This is a genomic window from Paenibacillus sp. FSL H3-0333 (genome assembly GCF_038002805.1).
GTDB classification, from domain to species: Bacteria; Bacillota; Bacilli; order Paenibacillales; family Paenibacillaceae; genus Paenibacillus_AQ; species Paenibacillus_AQ silagei.
Map to the genome: position 1 here is coordinate 2,970,861 of NZ_JBBODG010000001.1, position 15,748 is coordinate 2,986,608.

Sequence of the window (15,748 nt, forward strand, 5' to 3'; positions counted from 1 at the left end):
CAGGAATGGCTAAGCAGAAATACTACGTTGTATGGGAAGGCAAGCAGCCCGGAGTCTACAATACATGGGCGGAATGCCAGGCGCAGACGGATCATTATACCGGAGCGAAATATAAGTCCTATGAGAGCAAGGCGGCGGCTGAGACAGCCTTCAAGGCAGGCTGGAAGGGCAACTGGGGAACCGGTGCGGCAGCTTCAGGGGCGTCCGGCACAAGCAAATCAGGCAAGTCCTGGAGCCGGAGTGCCGGCGTGGAGACATCTGAGGAGATTGATTATGACAGCATCTCCGTGGATGTAGGCACCCGGGGGAATCCCGGACCGGTCGAATACAAAGGCGTAGATACCCAGACCGGGGATGTGATTTTCTCCTGCGGTCCGATCCGTAAAGGGACTAATAACCTCGGAGAGTTCCTGGCGATTGTGCATGCTCTGGCTCATCTTAAGCAGGAAGGCAGCAGCAAGACGGTCTACAGTGATTCTGTCAATGCAATGAAATGGGTCAAACAGAAAAAGGTGGCGACGACCTTGCCCCGGGATGCCTCTACAGAGGAGATCTGGCAGCTGATTGACCGGGCGGAGAGCTGGCTGCGCAGCCATACTTATGACAACAAGGTGCTGAAATGGCAGACGAAGTCATGGGGCGAGATCAAGGCGGACTATGGCCGCAAATAAGTTCCTGTTATTCTGGTTAATAACAGGTAATGAAACAATACTAATAGCAGGGGAATTGGGAGGAGAACCGAATGTTTGGCAACGATTGGGATGAAGTGCTGCAGGAAGAGACGCAGAAGCCTTACTTTGAGGAATTGCGCTATGCCCTGGCACGCGAGTACAAGCAGTATACAGTCTATCCCCCGAAGGACAAGCTGTTCTCGGCGCTGAAGCTGACGCCTTACAGTAAGACCCGGGTAGTCATTCTCGGACAGGACCCTTATCACGGCGCAGGACAGGCCCATGGCCTTAGCTTCTCGGTAGAGCCGGGTGTAAGGATTCCGCCGTCTCTGCGCAATATCTACGCTGAGCTGCACAGTGATCTCGGGTTGGAGGTGCCGGGCCACGGATCGCTGCTGCACTGGGCGGAGGAGGGCGTGCTGATGCTCAATGCCGTACTGACAGTACGCGAGGGCCAGCCGAATTCGCATAAGGGGCTGGGCTGGGAGACCTTCACGGATGCCATTATGGAGAAGCTGAACGAACGGACGGAACCGATGGTCTTCATCCTGTGGGGCAGCCATGCCCAGCTTAAGGGCGCGGTAGTGGACCGCAGCAGACACAAGGTGATCCAGTCCCCGCACCCGAGCCCGTTCTCTGCACACCGCGGATTTCTCGGCAGCCGCCCGTTCTCTCAGGCCAACCAGTATCTGGAGCAGCATGGGCTTAAGGGCATAGACTGGTCCATACCGAAGGTATAAGTAGTTCAGGCACAGGGAAGGGCGTGGAGCCATGAAGCATTGGGTTGGCAGACCGGTCATTATGTACTGCGGCGAGCAGCCATATACGATCATGAAAGGCGTTCTGCGCAGATGGGATCTTGCAGCTTCGGTAGCCGTCATTGGGCATCAGGAGATTGCCGTCCCTTTCCGCGATATTGTGTACATCAAGGCTCTGGCTCCCAAAGAGAGGGCTTTGCCCCCGGTTCTCCATTCGGTCGGATATATTATGAGAGAACGTCTGCAGTTTGATAATGCCGTCTATTTCAAATCAGCGGTTACGGTCTGGAAAGGGGACCAGCTGGTTGCATTCAATGCGACGATCATCGCACATACCAAAGGCTCCGTGACGCTGCGTGACGGGCAGAACCTGCCTAAGGGCAACCACACTTTCGTGGTCCGCTCGCTGCGGGGATGAAGTCCAGATACATTCAAGCGTGTACATTGAAAAGCCCTCCGGCGCGGAGATCATCAGCGCCGGAGGGCTTTTTATTAAAAGATAAGAATTTATATGTTTTGGGGCCCCCGCAAAGTACCTGAGTTATCACCTACGCTAAAGGGGGCTGTCCCAAAAGCCATGAAATGGCTGCTTGGGATAGCTCTTTATTTTGTAGTAGGATCAACGTGAGCACTTGGGTGGACGCTGCGCGAACGGACCGTTGTTCCAATCGCTGTGGTCTCCAGATTTTTTTCATTCCCCTTAGCGGTGAAAATCCGGAGACCAAGGCGACCGCTGCCGCTTTTACACAATCGTTCCGTCCTCTCCGCTGTTTAAGTGGGAAAAGTTTCTTCAAATCTTTCTAAAATCACAAAAAGAAACCTCTCTTTTGTTAAAATGGAGTTACCACACAACCATTTCAAAGGAGAGGTTTCTTTGTACATTCAATATACCATGGACCAACTTTGCTTGCCAATGGATCTGGAAGAAGATATCCCGGGAAATCACCTCGTTCGCGTCGTGAATGCCGCCGTCAATCGGCTGGACAACGCCATTTTTGACGCGGCCTATCCCGGCGGCGGCCGTGACAGCTACCATCCTAAAATGCTCACCAAAGTCATCATCTACGCTTACACTCAGCGAATCTATTCGTCTCGCCAAATCGCCAAAGCGGTCCGGGAGAACATTCCCTTCATGTGGCTGGCCGGACGGCAGCGACCCGACTTCCGCACGCTGAATCGCTTCCGTTCCCAGCGGATGAGAAATGTCCTCGAAACGGTATTTACCGCCGTGCTTCAGTTTCTGGCTAACGAAAAATACGTGTCTCTGGAGCATTATTTTGTGGACGGAACTAAGATCGAGGCGAATGCCAATCGCTACACCTTTGTCTGGAGCAAAGCGGTCAGCAAACACAAAGCGAAACTGCAAGATAAGGTGCAGGCCCTATTCGCTGACATTGAAGCAGCCGAAGAGCAGGAAGAACAAGAGAATCAGGGCAAAGATCTGGCTGAACTCAGCACGGGTTCGGAAATGGACAGTGAGAAACTCGAACAAGCCGTGCAAAAGCTTGAAGCTCAGCTTGCCGAAAAACCGAAAGACAAGCCCCTAAACAAGACGGTTCGGTCGTTGCGTAAGGATTTGCTCCCTCGACTGCAGAAGTACGAACAATATCAAAAGCTGCTTGGGGACCGGAACAGTTTCAGCAAGACCGATCCCGAGGCAACGTTTATGCGGATGAAAGAAGATCACATGCGAAATGGCCAACTGAAGCCAGGTTACAATCTACAGATCGGGACCGAAAACCAATTTATTTTAACCTACAGTCTCCATCAAAGACCGGGTGACACCCGCTGTTTAGAACCACATCTGGAAAAAACAAAGCAATTCCTCGGGAAACTTCCAAAGACGGTCATTGCAGATGCCGGCTATGGAAGTGAAGAAAACTACGCCTATCTGGAAAAGAGCGAGCTACAGGCCGTCGTGAAATACAGCACCTACCACAAAGAAAAGAGCAAAGCCTGGAAAGCCCAGGTCGGAAAAATCGAGAACTGGACCTACGACGGATCCGAGGATCGCTGGACGTGTTTAGCTGGACACCCGCTGTATTTCCAACGAGAGAGCAAGGAAACCACAGAGAGTGGATACGAAATTAAGAAGCGTCATTACCAAAGTCAAAGCTGCGGAGGTTGTCCGTTAAAAGAAAACTGCACGAAGGGAAGCGGAAACCGGGAAATCGCAGTCAGTTTGGAGCGGCTTAGATACCAGAAACAGGCGAAAGAAATCCTCCGAAGCGAGGAAGGCTATCTATTGGCCGTACGTCGAATGACGGAGCCGGAAAGTGTATTTGGACAATTAAAGAATAACCGGGGCTTCCGGCGCTTTCTGCTTCGCGGCATGGAAAAAGTGACGCTAGAGGTCGGTTGGCTTTCGCTTGCTCACAACCTGCTGAAGCAAGCAGCGAATGACCAGAAACGCAAGGGAGCGATCCTCCAATAACGGAGAATCGCTCCCTTTCTTACAAATTAATCTTTTAAGAAGGCATGGGATTTTTCCCCACCAGTAGAGTATCTACTTTTGGGACAGCCCCTTGTTTTAAAATATAGAATTTATCCTGAATTTCGAAAGTAATCTTCTATAAAAACAAAAAAAGGGCTCGAACCTTTGGTAGAATGGTGTTTACGACAACAACATCACCCAAAGAGAGGAGCACCTTTTAGGTGAAGTCTACCACATCTATTTCTAAAATCAAGACCGAATTTTCTCTGGCTCAATCGACAAGCATCGGAGGAAGCAAAATCTTCCTCGAATATCTCGAAAAAATCAAACTGCGCCAGGTGCTGCACACCGTATCCGGAGGCAAAGCCCGCAATGCGCGGTTCCCCGTGCACCACATTCTGCTGTATCTCATCATCGGCTGGGTCTTAGGCTGTGAGCGTCTGTTTCACTTTCGGAGATGGCAAAAGGACTCCCTGCTTAAGCGTTTTCTCGGTGGACGCTGTCCGCACCACTCCCTGCTGTACAAGGAACTGGCTCGACTGGCCAAACGGAAGCCCTCTGTCCCCTTGGAACTCCGGCAAGTAAATCTCGAAGTGATTCGGCCGGTTCTGCCCTCCAAGCTCATTCTCGATTTGGATTCCACCGTGGAGACGGTCTATGGGAATCAGGCCAAGGCCGCCAAAGGAGTGAACTCGCATAAGCCGGGTCGCAAAAGCTACCATCCCTTGCTTGCTTTCGAGGGACAATCCCGCGTATGCCTGAATGCCGTATTACGCGGCGGAAACGTTCACTCCTCCACGGAGGCGTCTGTTTTTCTGGAAGAGACCTTTAGCCTCTTGGGCCAGCACTCCGTCCAGTATGCCCGGTTTGACAAAGGCTTTGGCGGCGAAGACTTTTATTCGCTCTGGGAAGAGCGGCAGATTGGCTATGTGGGCAAAATCAAGTGGACGAAGCGACTGGCCGCAGAAGTCGCTGCCTGTCCGTACTGGACACGCTACGTCGACGAAGACTGGATCCTGGAAGGGCTCACCCTTTGGTATCCTGCGACTTCTTGGACAAAATCCAGGCGAGTCGCCGTCATCCGCAAAGCGAAAGTCATTCAAGACGACCAAGCTTGTCTCCTCCTGGATACCGACTGGGAATACGAAGCGATGGTCACCAATTTAGACTGGGAATCCATCGATTTGTGGCGTTTTTACAACCAGCGGTGCTGCATGGAGAACTATATCAAGGAAGCCAAGCGCGGGTTTGCCATCGACAAAATTGCAACAAGCTCCTTCGACGCCAATGAAATCGATTTGCTCGTCAAATTGCTCGCATACAACCTGTATGAGCGCTTTAAACGAGATTGCTGTGAACCGGTTCATCACGGGTATACGATCGCAAGGTTTCGTCTGGAATTCTTTCAGTGTGCAGCGACGCTGGTGAGTCACAGTCGAACCACCGTCCTCAAATTGACGAAGGAATTTGCAAACCGCTACGCCTGGAAACGAATAGAATCTCGAATCGCCCAGCTCGAATGAAGGCTTCTAAAATTTAACATGGAAATTCAGATGCCTGGTCTTCTGGGGTGGGGGGAGTTGTATGCAGAACCATGATTTTGGAATATCCCCCCTGTTAACACACCCTGATTTTTACAGGTTTTTCGAACGGCCAGTCTTTGGTTTCCTTGCTATTACACACTTTCGAAATTCAGGTTTATATGTTGGACACGATAACTTATCTTTCTATTTCTCGCTGAAACGGTACCGTCCTTTAAAAGGACGGCAAAGCCGTTTCCACTTGCTATACCTTATCGTCCTTGACGATCTCAATCTCAATCCCCGGCGGAGCACCTGGCTCGGGTACGGGTTGATCCACCCGTTCGGCGACAATGATCTCGTAAATGCGCAGGAAGATGATTTTGATAATCATATAGACCGGAAGCGCAATGAGGACGCCGATCAGTCCATAGAAGTCGCCCCCCACGAGTACAAGCAGCACTGTTGTGAGCGGGTGAACATCCAGCGACTTGCCATAGATGACCGGTGACAGCACGTTATCCTGAATCTGCTGCGCGATCAGAATGACGACCGCTGACCAGATCGCGAGTGAAGGCGATTCGATGAACCCCACGATAACAACGGGAACCGCCGCCAGCAGCGAGCCCACATAGGGAATGAAATTCAGCGGGATGGAGATCACGGCGAGCAGCAGAGAATAAGGCAGGCCGATCAGCAAAAATCCGATGTATAGCAAGATGCCCAGCACCACATTAAGCAGGACACGTGTAACGATGAAGCCGCTGAGTGCAGAGTCGATATCCTTGAACATCTCCTGGCCTTCCTTGCGGTATTTCTTCGGAATCAGGCCCTGAAGAATCGGGGACAGCTTGTGCCCGTCTTTCAGCATGTAATAGAGAATAATTGGCAGGGTAGCGATAACCACGACAATACTGGAGATCACTGTGATCAGGTTGGACATCGAATTGGTCACCCAGTTAATGGCACTGTTCACATACTCCGTCAGGCGTGTGGTCACATCCGTGTCACCCTTGAAGAAGCGGGAGAACGACGGATCATTCTGGAGCTTGTTGAACTGGTTTTGTATACCCTCGACCAGATACGGCGTATTGTCGATGAAATTCTGGATTTGCTCGCGCAGTGTAGGCCAGACCAGCACCCAGAATAAGACGAACAGTCCGGTGAACACAAGATAAATCAGCAGGACGGACAGCCCGCGGTTAACATTTTTGGTCCCCAGATAGTTGACAATCGGCCGCAGAAGATAATACATAAAGCCCGACAGCATCATGGGTACGAGCAGCAGTTGAATGATAGATACCAGCGGTGTGAACAGAAAAATGACCTTCGAGCCCAGGTACAGAATCGTCAAAAAGGCGATAATGGCCAGGCAGGTCCGAAAATACTTGCTTTGAAGCACAGCAGCCCCCCCTATCTCTTAAGTTATGTTTATGTATACGTATCTTTATAACCCAAATAGAAGAGATTGATTCAGGCCAGACCGGGAGCCGCCGCCACATGCGGGATTCAAGCCACAGGCAGAGTGGTAATATCGCAGTAGCAGAGTGGTAATATTGCAGTAGCAGGAATTGGAGGGATGCCGCATGCCAACATTGGTATTGGGGATTTTTGGACACCGGAGTGATGCGGTGCTGGCGATCAAAGAATTGAAGAAGAATGGGATCAAGGCGAAGCATATCTCAGCTGTCACGAAGCAGAAGAATACGCTGGAGATCATCAGCAAGGATGCCGCGATTGGAGATGTGGAGACGGGGCAGGGGAATAATGGCTTGTACGGTACAGCCCGCGGGCTTGGGGTAGGCCTGGATATGGTCGCGGATTCTGCGGTCGCAGCAGGTCCGGCAGCCCGCAAGCTCGCGGGGGCGGATCTGGAGACAGACGGCCTTGCGGTCAGCCTGATCGGAATGGGGATTCCGCAAGATGACGCGGAGGCGTATGCGGAGCATGCTGATCTGGAGCATATTATTGTCATTGTCCTTCTGCCCGAAGAGGAGCTGCGGGAGAGAGTGCAGACCATATTTGCGAAGCATGATGTCATACCTTTGAAGTAAGTGATGGGTTCGGAAAAGATAAGGGATCAACGCAGCCGGCGGGACTTTCGTCTGGCTGCTTTTTTTTTGCGGTTCTGTACGAACAGCACCGGGTCGATGCCGGCCCCTACCTGTCCGCCTGTTTCCTTGGTCACCTGCTTGGCTTTTACCAGAGAGAAAAAAGCAAACAGTTCCCCGAGCACGCCGAAGCCGGCAGCAATAATCGCATAATCCTCTGCACTGAGCTCCTCGGTTTCTACTGGGCCGTCACTGCCGCCCCCTCCGTGGCCGTTAATGCCGCCGTTGCTGCCATTACCGCCGTTACCTCCCGCGCTGCCATATCCGTTGTTATTGTAATAGGCCATCTCCTGTTCACCCGCTTTTCCCCATATGTAATATAAATATGTCGCTCGCTGCCATTGTGAAATGGGCAATCGGGAGGTAATTTACCGCACTGGATCATATAGTTACAAGGTTGAAATGAGCATAAATGAGCAGAGCATACGCCAATTCTTACATCAGTAGTGTATCCGGCTGGAATAGTAGCCTCTTTACAGTTCATGAAAACGCTGTTACAATCATAAATGAGCACAAACGATCAACATCAGTCACGAGTGATTTGAATCCAGTCATCTTATCTTTCAATTCAGTAGTTACTGTATATATAGGAATCCGGCAGCGGGTAGCTGCACATCCTAAGGAGTGAGCTGCATGTTTGAAGAAGAACGCAAACGGATGATTCTGCTGTTTGTCGAGAAGCATACAAGAGCCTCGGTTCAGGAGCTGGGCCAGGAGCTGTCCGTCTCGGAATCGACCATCCGCCGGGACCTCAAGGAGCTGGAGGAAGCGCGGCTGCTGAAGCGTACGCATGGCGGGGCGGTATCCCTGCAGAGTGTGAACTTTGAAGCGGCGGTTCCTGACAAGGAAGACCGGTTCCTGGAAGAGAAGCTGCGGATTGCCGGGAAGGCTGTGGAGATGATTGAGGATGGTGATGCCATTCTCCTTGACGGAGGTACCACCACCCTACAGATTGCCCGGGCGCTAAAATCGTTCCGCAATCTCAAGGTCATTACCAACTCAATCATGGCGCTGAACGAGCTGAAGGACTGCCGCCATATTGAGGTGTCTATTACAGGTGGGATGCTAAGGCCGGACACCATGGCTTTTGTCGGACCGATGACCGAACGCTCGCTGGATATGGTTCGGGTAGATAAGGCATTCCTCGGCACCAACGGGCTGGATATCCGCGAAGGGATTACGACCCCGAATATGCTGGAAGCGGCCACCAAGCGCAAAATGATTGCTGTAGCGAAGCAGACGATCCTGCTGGCCGACCATAGCAAAATTGGGCAGATCTCCTTCTGTAAGGTCGCAGATCTGCAGGAGATGGACCACTGCATTCTGGATACGGGGATACCGGATAGCTTCCGGAGGCAGCTTGAGAAGCTGGATGTGGATTATACACTGGTGTGACGGGATGGGAAGACAAACATTATAAATGAGGGATGAATGATGATCTATACTGTGACACTCAATCCTTCCGTCGATTATATCGTGGAGGTAGAAGAGTTAACACTAGGCGGACTCAACCGGATGAAGCGCGATATGAAGCTGCCCGGCGGGAAGGGAATCAACGTATCCCGCGTTCTGAAGCAGCTGGGCGTTGAGAATACGGCAACCGGATTTCTGGGCGGCTTCACCGGCGGCTACATTGATACCTGGCTGGGCCAGGAGGGGATCTCCGGCGACTTCGTTCATATTGCGGACGATACCCGGATCAATATTAAGCTTAAAGCAGGCCAGGAGACGGAGATTAACGGGGCCGGTCCTGTCATTACGGAGACCGAGACGGCTTCGCTGCTGAACAAGCTGGAAGCCCTGAAGCCAGGTGACATAGTGATTCTGTCAGGCAGCACGCCACCTTCGCTGGGCGGAGATTTCTACAGCAGGCTGATTGCAGTATGCAAGCAGAAGGGTGCGGAGTTCGTTATTGATACGACCGGGCAGGCCTTGCAGGACGCCTTATCCCAGGGACCGCTGCTGGTCAAGCCGAATCACCATGAGCTGGCAGAGCTGTTCGGAGTTCAGATCAGCACCCGGGAGGAGATTATCACTTACGGACGCAAGCTGCTTACGGGCGGCGCCAAGCATGTACTGGTCTCCATGGCTGGCGAAGGCGCATTGTTCATTACTGGGCAAGAAGTCTTCCACGCCAGCGCTCCTAAGGGCCAGGTTAGGAATTCAGTAGGTGCGGGAGATTCGATGATTGCCGGATTCGTGGGCACCTTGTCGCTGACAGGGAATGTGCTGGAAGCATTCCGTGCCGGTGTGGCTTCAGGAAGTGCCACAGCGTTCTCCGATGATCTGGCAGACCGGGCATTAATTGAAGAGCTTCGTCCGCTTATTGCCATATCTCAGCTATGAATAAGAGAGGTTAACAGGTTCAAGTACATTCGGGGAGTTGAGAATTGATGAAAATTACAGATTTGATGATACAGGAAACGATGATTATGGAGCTGCAGGCTACAACGAAGGAAGGAGCCATTGACGAGCTGATTGCCAGTCTCGCGGCCAGCGGACGCATCACGGATGCGAAGCTGTTCAAGGAGAAGATTCTGGAACGGGAAGCCCAGTCCAGCACAGGCATCGGCGGAGGTATTGCCATGCCTCATGCCAAGACCAAGGCAGTTAGCGAAGCAACAGTAGTATTTGCGAAGAGCAGCGCCGGAATTGATTTCGCCTCCCTGGATGAAGCGCCGGCCCATATATTCTTCATGATCGCCGCGCCGGACGGAGCTGGAAATATGCACCTGCGAACACTTGCCGCACTGTCCAGGTTGCTCATTGAAAGCGAATTCATCGAACAGCTCATGGGTGCGAAGACACCTGCCGAGGTGTCCGCCTTATTCGATGCCAAGCAAGCGGAGGCGGAAGCCCAGGCAGAAGCGGAAGCTAAGGCAGCGGCGGTGAAGGATGCTGCACCGAAGGCAGCTGCGCCGCAAGCTGAACCGGCACGGATGATTACCGGGAACCCCGATTCACAGAGCTTCGTTGTTGCTGTAACAGCATGTCCTACTGGAATCGCCCATACCTTCATGGCTGAGGATGCTCTCAAGAAGAAGGCCAAGGAGATGGGGGTCAATATCCGTGTCGAAACCAATGGCTCAGAGGGTGCGCAGAATGTGCTGACCGCAGACGAGATCGCCCGGGCCAGCGGGGTCATTGTTGCCGCCGACAAGAACGTGGAGATGGAGCGCTTCAGCGGCAAGCCTGTGCTTCAGCGACCGGTTAGCGACGGTATCCGCAAGTCAGAGGAGCTGATCCGGATCGCAGTTGCAGGAGATGCACCTATCTACCGCGGCTCTGGACGCAATGAAGAAGGCTCAGCACCTGTGAAGTCCGGTTCTATTGGAAGCAAAATCTACAAAGACCTGATGAACGGCATCTCGCATATGCTGCCGTTCGTAGTCGGCGGAGGCATTCTGCTGGCGATCTCCTTCCTGATTGAACAGGTGGCCAGTCCCGACAATGCGCTGGTCAAGCTGCTGCAGAGCATCGGCGGCGGTGACGGAGCCTTCCACTTCCTGATTCCGATCCTTGCCGGATTTATCGCGATGAGCATCGGTGACCGGCCTGCGCTGATGCCGGGTATGGTTGGCGGTCTGATGGCCCTTAACTCCAATTCAGGCTTCCTCGGCGGTCTGGCTGCCGGGTTCCTGGCTGGTTATGTAGTGGTAATGCTCCGCAAAGCCTTCTCCGGCCTGCCGCGCACACTGGACGGTCTGAAGCCGATTCTGCTCTATCCCGTATTCAGTTTGCTAATTACCGGCGCGGTTATGTTCTTCCTGTTCGATCCGTTATTCAGCTGGATTAACGGAGGACTGACCGATGCGCTTAACAATCTGGGTACCGGCAACAAGATTCTGCTGGGCTTGGTGCTTGGCGGGATGATGGCCATTGATATGGGCGGTCCATTCAACAAGGCAGCCTACACCTTTGCCATCGGCGTGTTTACGTCCAGCGGCAATACAAACGGAATGATGATGGCAGCAGTGATGGCCGGAGGGATGGTGCCTCCGCTGGCGATTGCCTTGGCAACCTCGTTCTTCAAGAATAAATTCACGGAGACCGAACGCAAATCCGGTGTAACCAACTATGTGCTGGGCTTGTCGTTCATCACCGAAGGGGCCATTCCGTTCGCTGCGGCTGATCCGCTGCGGGTACTCACCTCTTGTATTCTGGGCTCTGCCGTAGCTGGCGGGCTTACCCAACTATGGAACCTCAACGTTCCCGCACCGCATGGCGGTGTGTTCGTAGCCTTCCTGTCCAGCAATGCCGCGCTGTTCCTGTTATCTGTGCTGATCGGTTCCGTGATTTCCGGTCTGATCCTGGGGCTCTGGAAGAAGCCGATCACAGCAAAATAACGTATCTTGCCTTTCCCTGAAACCGCTTGGGAGTAGAGACAGACCTCTGCTCCCAGGCGGTTTTTGCCATTTAGAGCCTAAAACAGGGCTGTTTTACGCTTGTCCCTCCAATTTGGTGTCTTATTTCGGTATAATTAACAATAGATATACAGAGAAGGCAAAGGAGAATGCGAAATGATTCTGCACAGAGGTGAGGTCTTATTCCGCCAGGGTGACGGCGGCCAGAACCTGTTCAAGGTGAAGAGCGGACTGTTCAAGGTCACGAGACTGCATGAGAACGGGAACATGGTATTGTTCAACCTGCTATATCCGGGTGAGACCGTTCCGCATCATTCCCTCATTTCGCCGAAGGAGGCGCATGGAACCGCAGTGGCAATGATGAAGAGTGAGGTTGAGCTGATTCCGGCTGCAGAATGGTACCGGGAGCTGAGGGAGAATCCAGAGAAGGTGATGGAGATCGCCCTTTTGCTTCAGGAGAAGGTGCGGTTCATGCAGACGAGGCTCGATCATCTCACCGTTGGAACGCCGGGGGAACGGATGGCTCTGCTGACCCGCTGGCTGACCGAATATACTCATGGCGCACAGCTTACAGATCTGCTGACACAGGAAGAGATCGGACAATTAATCGGTGTCCGCCGCGAGACCGTCAACCGTCTGCTGCGGAATCCGGGCTGATTGCTTATTTTTAATGGAAACTGTTTAGAGTGGCCCCTCCGCGTGGTATAATCTATTCAGAACATATCAAATTAAAGAAAGGATCAGGATACCATGTGTCCCCGAAGGACGATTCCCCAAAGGACGATTTGGAAACGTTATGATCTGTCTTATACTTAGCTTCCCTGTAGAATGTGCGCGAACCGTTGTTCATTGACGAAGCCGCTTCTGCGAAGGGAAGGGAGTATTGTATGCGAAGGAGCAACATCTCCTCCGGTATAACCCCTCGTAGAGGCTGGCACGAACGTCTAGCCGCCATATACGATAAGGGGAGACCGAGTAATGAGGAAACAAGACAGTGGCATGAGTTTGCCGCTCCGGTTAGCTATTATTTTGACCGGAACACTATTGCTTGCATTTACGTATTATCACATTAATTATCAGAACCACTTGACCGAAGGCGGATTCGTAGGCTTGTCGCTGCTCGGCAAGTATGTACTGGGGATTTCACCATCACTTAGCATCCTGATTTTGGACATTCCGGTACTCATCATCGCAATCATCTTCAAAGGAAAATCATTCGTAGTGAACACCTTCATATCCGTAGTGGCCTTCACGGTATTCTACGGGCTGATGGAACGCTATTCCGGCTGGGTTATTGACCTGCAGGATAACTTGCCGGTTGCGGCGCTGTTGTCCGGGGTATTGACAGGTCTGGGCGCAGGAATGGTCCTGCTGGGCGGCGGGGCGAGCGGCGGGGACGATATTTTGTCCGTGCTGATCAGTGAATGGAAAGGTATTAAGGTAGGAACCGTATTTATCCTGATGGATGTAATCGTTCTGGCTTTCTCCCTCTTCTATATGCCGTTAAGAGAAACCCTGTACACTGTGATGGCTGTAGTTGTAGCCGGTTATGTAATCACTTTTACAACCTCTCTGGGCAGACGGAAGCTGGTTCAGGCACCTAAGATTCCGTCCGCACTTGCCAAGACTCAGGAAGGTACAGTGAATGTGAATAATGCAATGTGAACTCCGTGAACCACGGGGATGATAAAAGGTCAGCGGACTATCGTCCGGCTGGTCTTTTTTTTGTTGATTAGGAAATTATGATTTTCGTCCGGCGTGGATAAGTTGTGCATAAAGTTATGGATAAGTGTCTTAGAATATCGGCAGGATGACTATATTCTGGATCAGTAATAGGAATGACTTCGCTGCTTTCACCGAACATATGGATAGCGCGTGGTCATCTGGGCCGAATATGGTCGAAAAACCGATTACATTCGGTGCGGCAGAGGCGTGTGGGCCGAATATGGTCGAAAAACCGACCACATTCGGTGCGGCAGAGGCGTGTGGGCCGAATATGGTCGAAAAACCGACCACATTCGGTGCGGCAGAGGCGTGTGGGCCGGATATGGTCGAAAAACCGACCACATTCGGTGCGGCAAAGGCGCGTGGGCCGGATATGGTCGAAAAACCGACCACAATGGGGATGCCGCAGGCATTTTGTTGTGCGGTAAGATTAGTCCGTAGACTGCTTCACCGCGGACAGCAGCAGGAACATCGGACGCCGCGTCTCCTCCTGCCAGGCCGGATTCTTCTCCAGCATCTCAGGGGTCGGCTGCAGCTCCGACATCTCCTTCAGGACGAAGCCTGATTCGAGCAGCGTACCCAGGTAGGTGGCTGTGGTCCGGTGGTATTTGGCAACCTCGTGTTCGAGAAAATCAGCCAGCCTTAGCCCTTCGAGATGGTAGTTGTCCACGGGCCAATGCTGCTTCTCCCCGTCCGGGCTGTAATGCCAATCCTGCGCGGCGAGGGCGGTGAAGATCGGATGCTCTACAGAGAAGACGAAGGCTCCCCCGGGCTTCAGGCAATGCCGGACCTGGCGGCAGAGACTGCCGAAATCTTCAATATAGTGGATCGCCAGCGAGCTGATCACGGTATCAAATTGCTCTGCCCCGAATGCGGCATCCTCAATCGCGAGCTGGAGATACTCAATCTTCGGGTCGTCTGTCATCGCGCGGGCACGCTCCAGCATATTGGCGGAGAGATCTATGCCTACGACGGAAGCCGCCCCCTGCTCCAGGGCATACCGGCAGTGCCAGCCGAACCCGCACCCCAGATCAAGCACCCGCTGGCCCGCCAGATCAGGCAGCAGGGTACGGAAGACCTCCCATTCTCCGGCAGCCTCCAGTCCGCCCGTAGAGCGGGGCATCTGGCTGTAATTCGCAAAAAAACCCGCGTCGTCATACTTATTTTGCTTCATTCATTGAACCTCCCACATCCTTTTATTACAGAAAGTATAACGCAGATGGGACGGGGGTGCAGCCTTGAGAATGCTTTATTACCCTTGGGTCCGGTAGCGGATAATCAGCAGGACTACCGTTGTTACAACGGCTAGTGATAAGGAATTGGTGATCAGAAAAGCAAATCCGACCCCCTGCGCGGCCAGGTTAACCGCATAAGCCTCCATAAGTGCGATGCCCAGCAGCATCAGCAGGTAAGCTTTCAGACTGAGATCTGCAACAGAACGGGTCCTGAGGATCTGCACAATCTGCGGAATCCAGCCTACAGAGAGAATAAGACCGCCAACCAGCTGCATAACTGTGAACACCATTCATACACCCCGCTATTCTTAATTTCGTATTAGTACGATGTATGCTCAGGGGGAGAGGGAGGTTCAGACAAAAAACCGCCATCCCTCGGGAGGGACGGCGGGTTCACCCGGCAGGCATCTGCCCGGGTCTAGGATTGCTTCAGCTGGATAAGCTGCTCCAGCAGCTGCTGCGTGTCGTCTACAGGAAAGGCTTCCTGCAGCACTTCATGAACGGTCTGCTTCGCCCGGTCAACCTTGTCCTGCCCAATGGCAGTCAGGGACGTATAGATGCTTCTGCGGTCTGCCTCGCAGGACTTGCGCTCCAGCGCTCCGCAGCCCTTGGCTTCGAAGCGGCTGACCAGCCGGGACACAGCACTCTGGCTAAGCCCGACCATCGATTCCAGCTGCTGGAGCTTCAGCTTTTGCTCAGGGGCTTCGGACAGAAACAGCAATACATAGAATTCCTTAAGCGATAACTCATAGTTCTCGGTCAGCTTCGCTTCAAGGACTGCGGCCACCTTCATCTGTATCAGAGAGAGCGATAACCAGCTGTTAATCAGATCATTTGAAGGGGGGTTAGTCATGTCTTCATCCTCCCGGTGTATACCTCTAATGAATAGTAGTTGTTATACAGTATACCATCACCATAGGCAAGCTGCTG

16 protein-coding genes are annotated in these 15,748 nt (G+C 52.6%); 11 read left to right on the forward strand and 5 right to left on the reverse strand.

Annotated elements, in window-relative coordinates; genetic code table 11:
• Window positions 1-5 precede the first annotated feature (5 nt).
• The 5 genes from rnhA (at window position 6) to MHH78_RS12910 (ending at window position 5,386) form a co-directional block, all read left to right on the forward strand.
• Window positions 6-671, forward strand: coding sequence for a ribonuclease H (gene rnhA / locus MHH78_RS12890; protein ID WP_339249633.1), 666 nt, complete (start codon window positions 6-8; stop codon window positions 669-671).
• A 71-nt stretch (window positions 672-742) separates the two neighbouring features.
• The gene (gene ung / locus MHH78_RS12895) at window positions 743-1,411 is read left to right on the forward strand and encodes a uracil-DNA glycosylase (protein WP_076079956.1); all 669 of its coding nucleotides are present in this window, start codon (window positions 743-745) and stop codon (window positions 1,409-1,411) included.
• 31 nt (window positions 1,412-1,442) lie between these two features.
• Entirely contained in the window at window positions 1,443-1,847 is a 405-nt protein-coding gene (locus tag MHH78_RS12900) for a hypothetical protein (protein WP_076079955.1), read from the forward strand.
• Window positions 1,848-2,303: 456 nt separating this feature from the next.
• A complete protein-coding gene (locus MHH78_RS12905) occupies window positions 2,304-3,863 on the forward strand; it encodes an IS1182 family transposase (protein WP_341167639.1) in 1,560 nt (519 codons plus the stop codon).
• Window positions 3,864-4,084: 221 nt separating this feature from the next.
• Window positions 4,085-5,386: an IS1380 family transposase gene (locus MHH78_RS12910; RefSeq protein WP_341167640.1), complete on the forward strand. Its 1,302-nt coding sequence runs from the start codon at window positions 4,085-4,087 to the stop codon at window positions 5,384-5,386.
• A 262-nt stretch (window positions 5,387-5,648) separates the two neighbouring features.
• Here the strand turns inward: MHH78_RS12910 and MHH78_RS12915 are convergent, their stop codons facing one another.
• Window positions 5,649-6,785, reverse strand: a complete 1,137-nt coding sequence (locus MHH78_RS12915; protein ID WP_341167641.1) for an AI-2E family transporter — start codon at window positions 6,783-6,785, stop codon at window positions 5,649-5,651.
• A gap of 184 nt (window positions 6,786-6,969) precedes the next feature.
• Between MHH78_RS12915 and MHH78_RS12920 the strand changes: the two genes are divergently transcribed.
• The gene (locus MHH78_RS12920) at window positions 6,970-7,437 is read left to right on the forward strand and encodes a hypothetical protein (RefSeq protein WP_341167642.1); all 468 of its coding nucleotides are present in this window, start codon (window positions 6,970-6,972) and stop codon (window positions 7,435-7,437) included.
• A 26-nt stretch (window positions 7,438-7,463) separates the two neighbouring features.
• Here the strand turns inward: MHH78_RS12920 and MHH78_RS12925 are convergent, their stop codons facing one another.
• The gene (locus MHH78_RS12925) at window positions 7,464-7,781 is read right to left on the reverse strand and encodes a hypothetical protein (protein ID WP_341167643.1); all 318 of its coding nucleotides are present in this window, start codon (window positions 7,779-7,781) and stop codon (window positions 7,464-7,466) included.
• A 346-nt stretch (window positions 7,782-8,127) separates the two neighbouring features.
• Here MHH78_RS12925 and MHH78_RS12930 point away from each other — a divergent pair, with 346 nt between their 5' ends.
• The 5 genes from MHH78_RS12930 (at window position 8,128) to MHH78_RS12950 (ending at window position 13,523) form a co-directional block, all read left to right on the forward strand.
• A complete protein-coding gene (locus tag MHH78_RS12930) occupies window positions 8,128-8,889 on the forward strand; it encodes a DeoR/GlpR family DNA-binding transcription regulator (protein WP_036731798.1) in 762 nt (253 codons plus the stop codon).
• A 39-nt stretch (window positions 8,890-8,928) separates the two neighbouring features.
• Window positions 8,929-9,840, forward strand: a complete 912-nt coding sequence (pfkB, locus tag MHH78_RS12935; protein WP_341170327.1) for a 1-phosphofructokinase — start codon at window positions 8,929-8,931, stop codon at window positions 9,838-9,840.
• A gap of 47 nt (window positions 9,841-9,887) precedes the next feature.
• Window positions 9,888-11,840: a PTS fructose transporter subunit IIABC gene (locus tag MHH78_RS12940; RefSeq protein WP_341167644.1), complete on the forward strand. Its 1,953-nt coding sequence runs from the start codon at window positions 9,888-9,890 to the stop codon at window positions 11,838-11,840.
• Between the two features lie 174 nt (window positions 11,841-12,014).
• Complete coding sequence (locus MHH78_RS12945) at window positions 12,015-12,515, forward strand: Crp/Fnr family transcriptional regulator (protein WP_341167645.1); 501 nt, start codon at window positions 12,015-12,017, stop codon at window positions 12,513-12,515.
• Between the two features lie 321 nt (window positions 12,516-12,836).
• On the forward strand, window positions 12,837-13,523 hold the full coding sequence (locus MHH78_RS12950; RefSeq protein WP_036698508.1) for a YitT family protein: 687 nt from the start codon (window positions 12,837-12,839) through the stop codon (window positions 13,521-13,523).
• Between the two features lie 490 nt (window positions 13,524-14,013).
• Here the strand turns inward: MHH78_RS12950 and MHH78_RS12955 are convergent, their stop codons facing one another.
• From MHH78_RS12955 to MHH78_RS12965, 3 genes are all read right to left on the reverse strand, one after another.
• Window positions 14,014-14,757, reverse strand: coding sequence for a class I SAM-dependent methyltransferase (locus tag MHH78_RS12955; RefSeq protein ID WP_341167646.1), 744 nt, complete (start codon window positions 14,755-14,757; stop codon window positions 14,014-14,016).
• Between the two features lie 78 nt (window positions 14,758-14,835).
• Complete coding sequence (locus MHH78_RS12960) at window positions 14,836-15,108, reverse strand: PQ-loop domain-containing transporter (protein WP_341167647.1); 273 nt, start codon at window positions 15,106-15,108, stop codon at window positions 14,836-14,838.
• 128 nt (window positions 15,109-15,236) lie between these two features.
• A complete protein-coding gene (locus MHH78_RS12965) occupies window positions 15,237-15,671 on the reverse strand; it encodes a MarR family winged helix-turn-helix transcriptional regulator (protein WP_341167648.1) in 435 nt (144 codons plus the stop codon).
• Window positions 15,672-15,748: the final 77 nt, after the last annotated feature.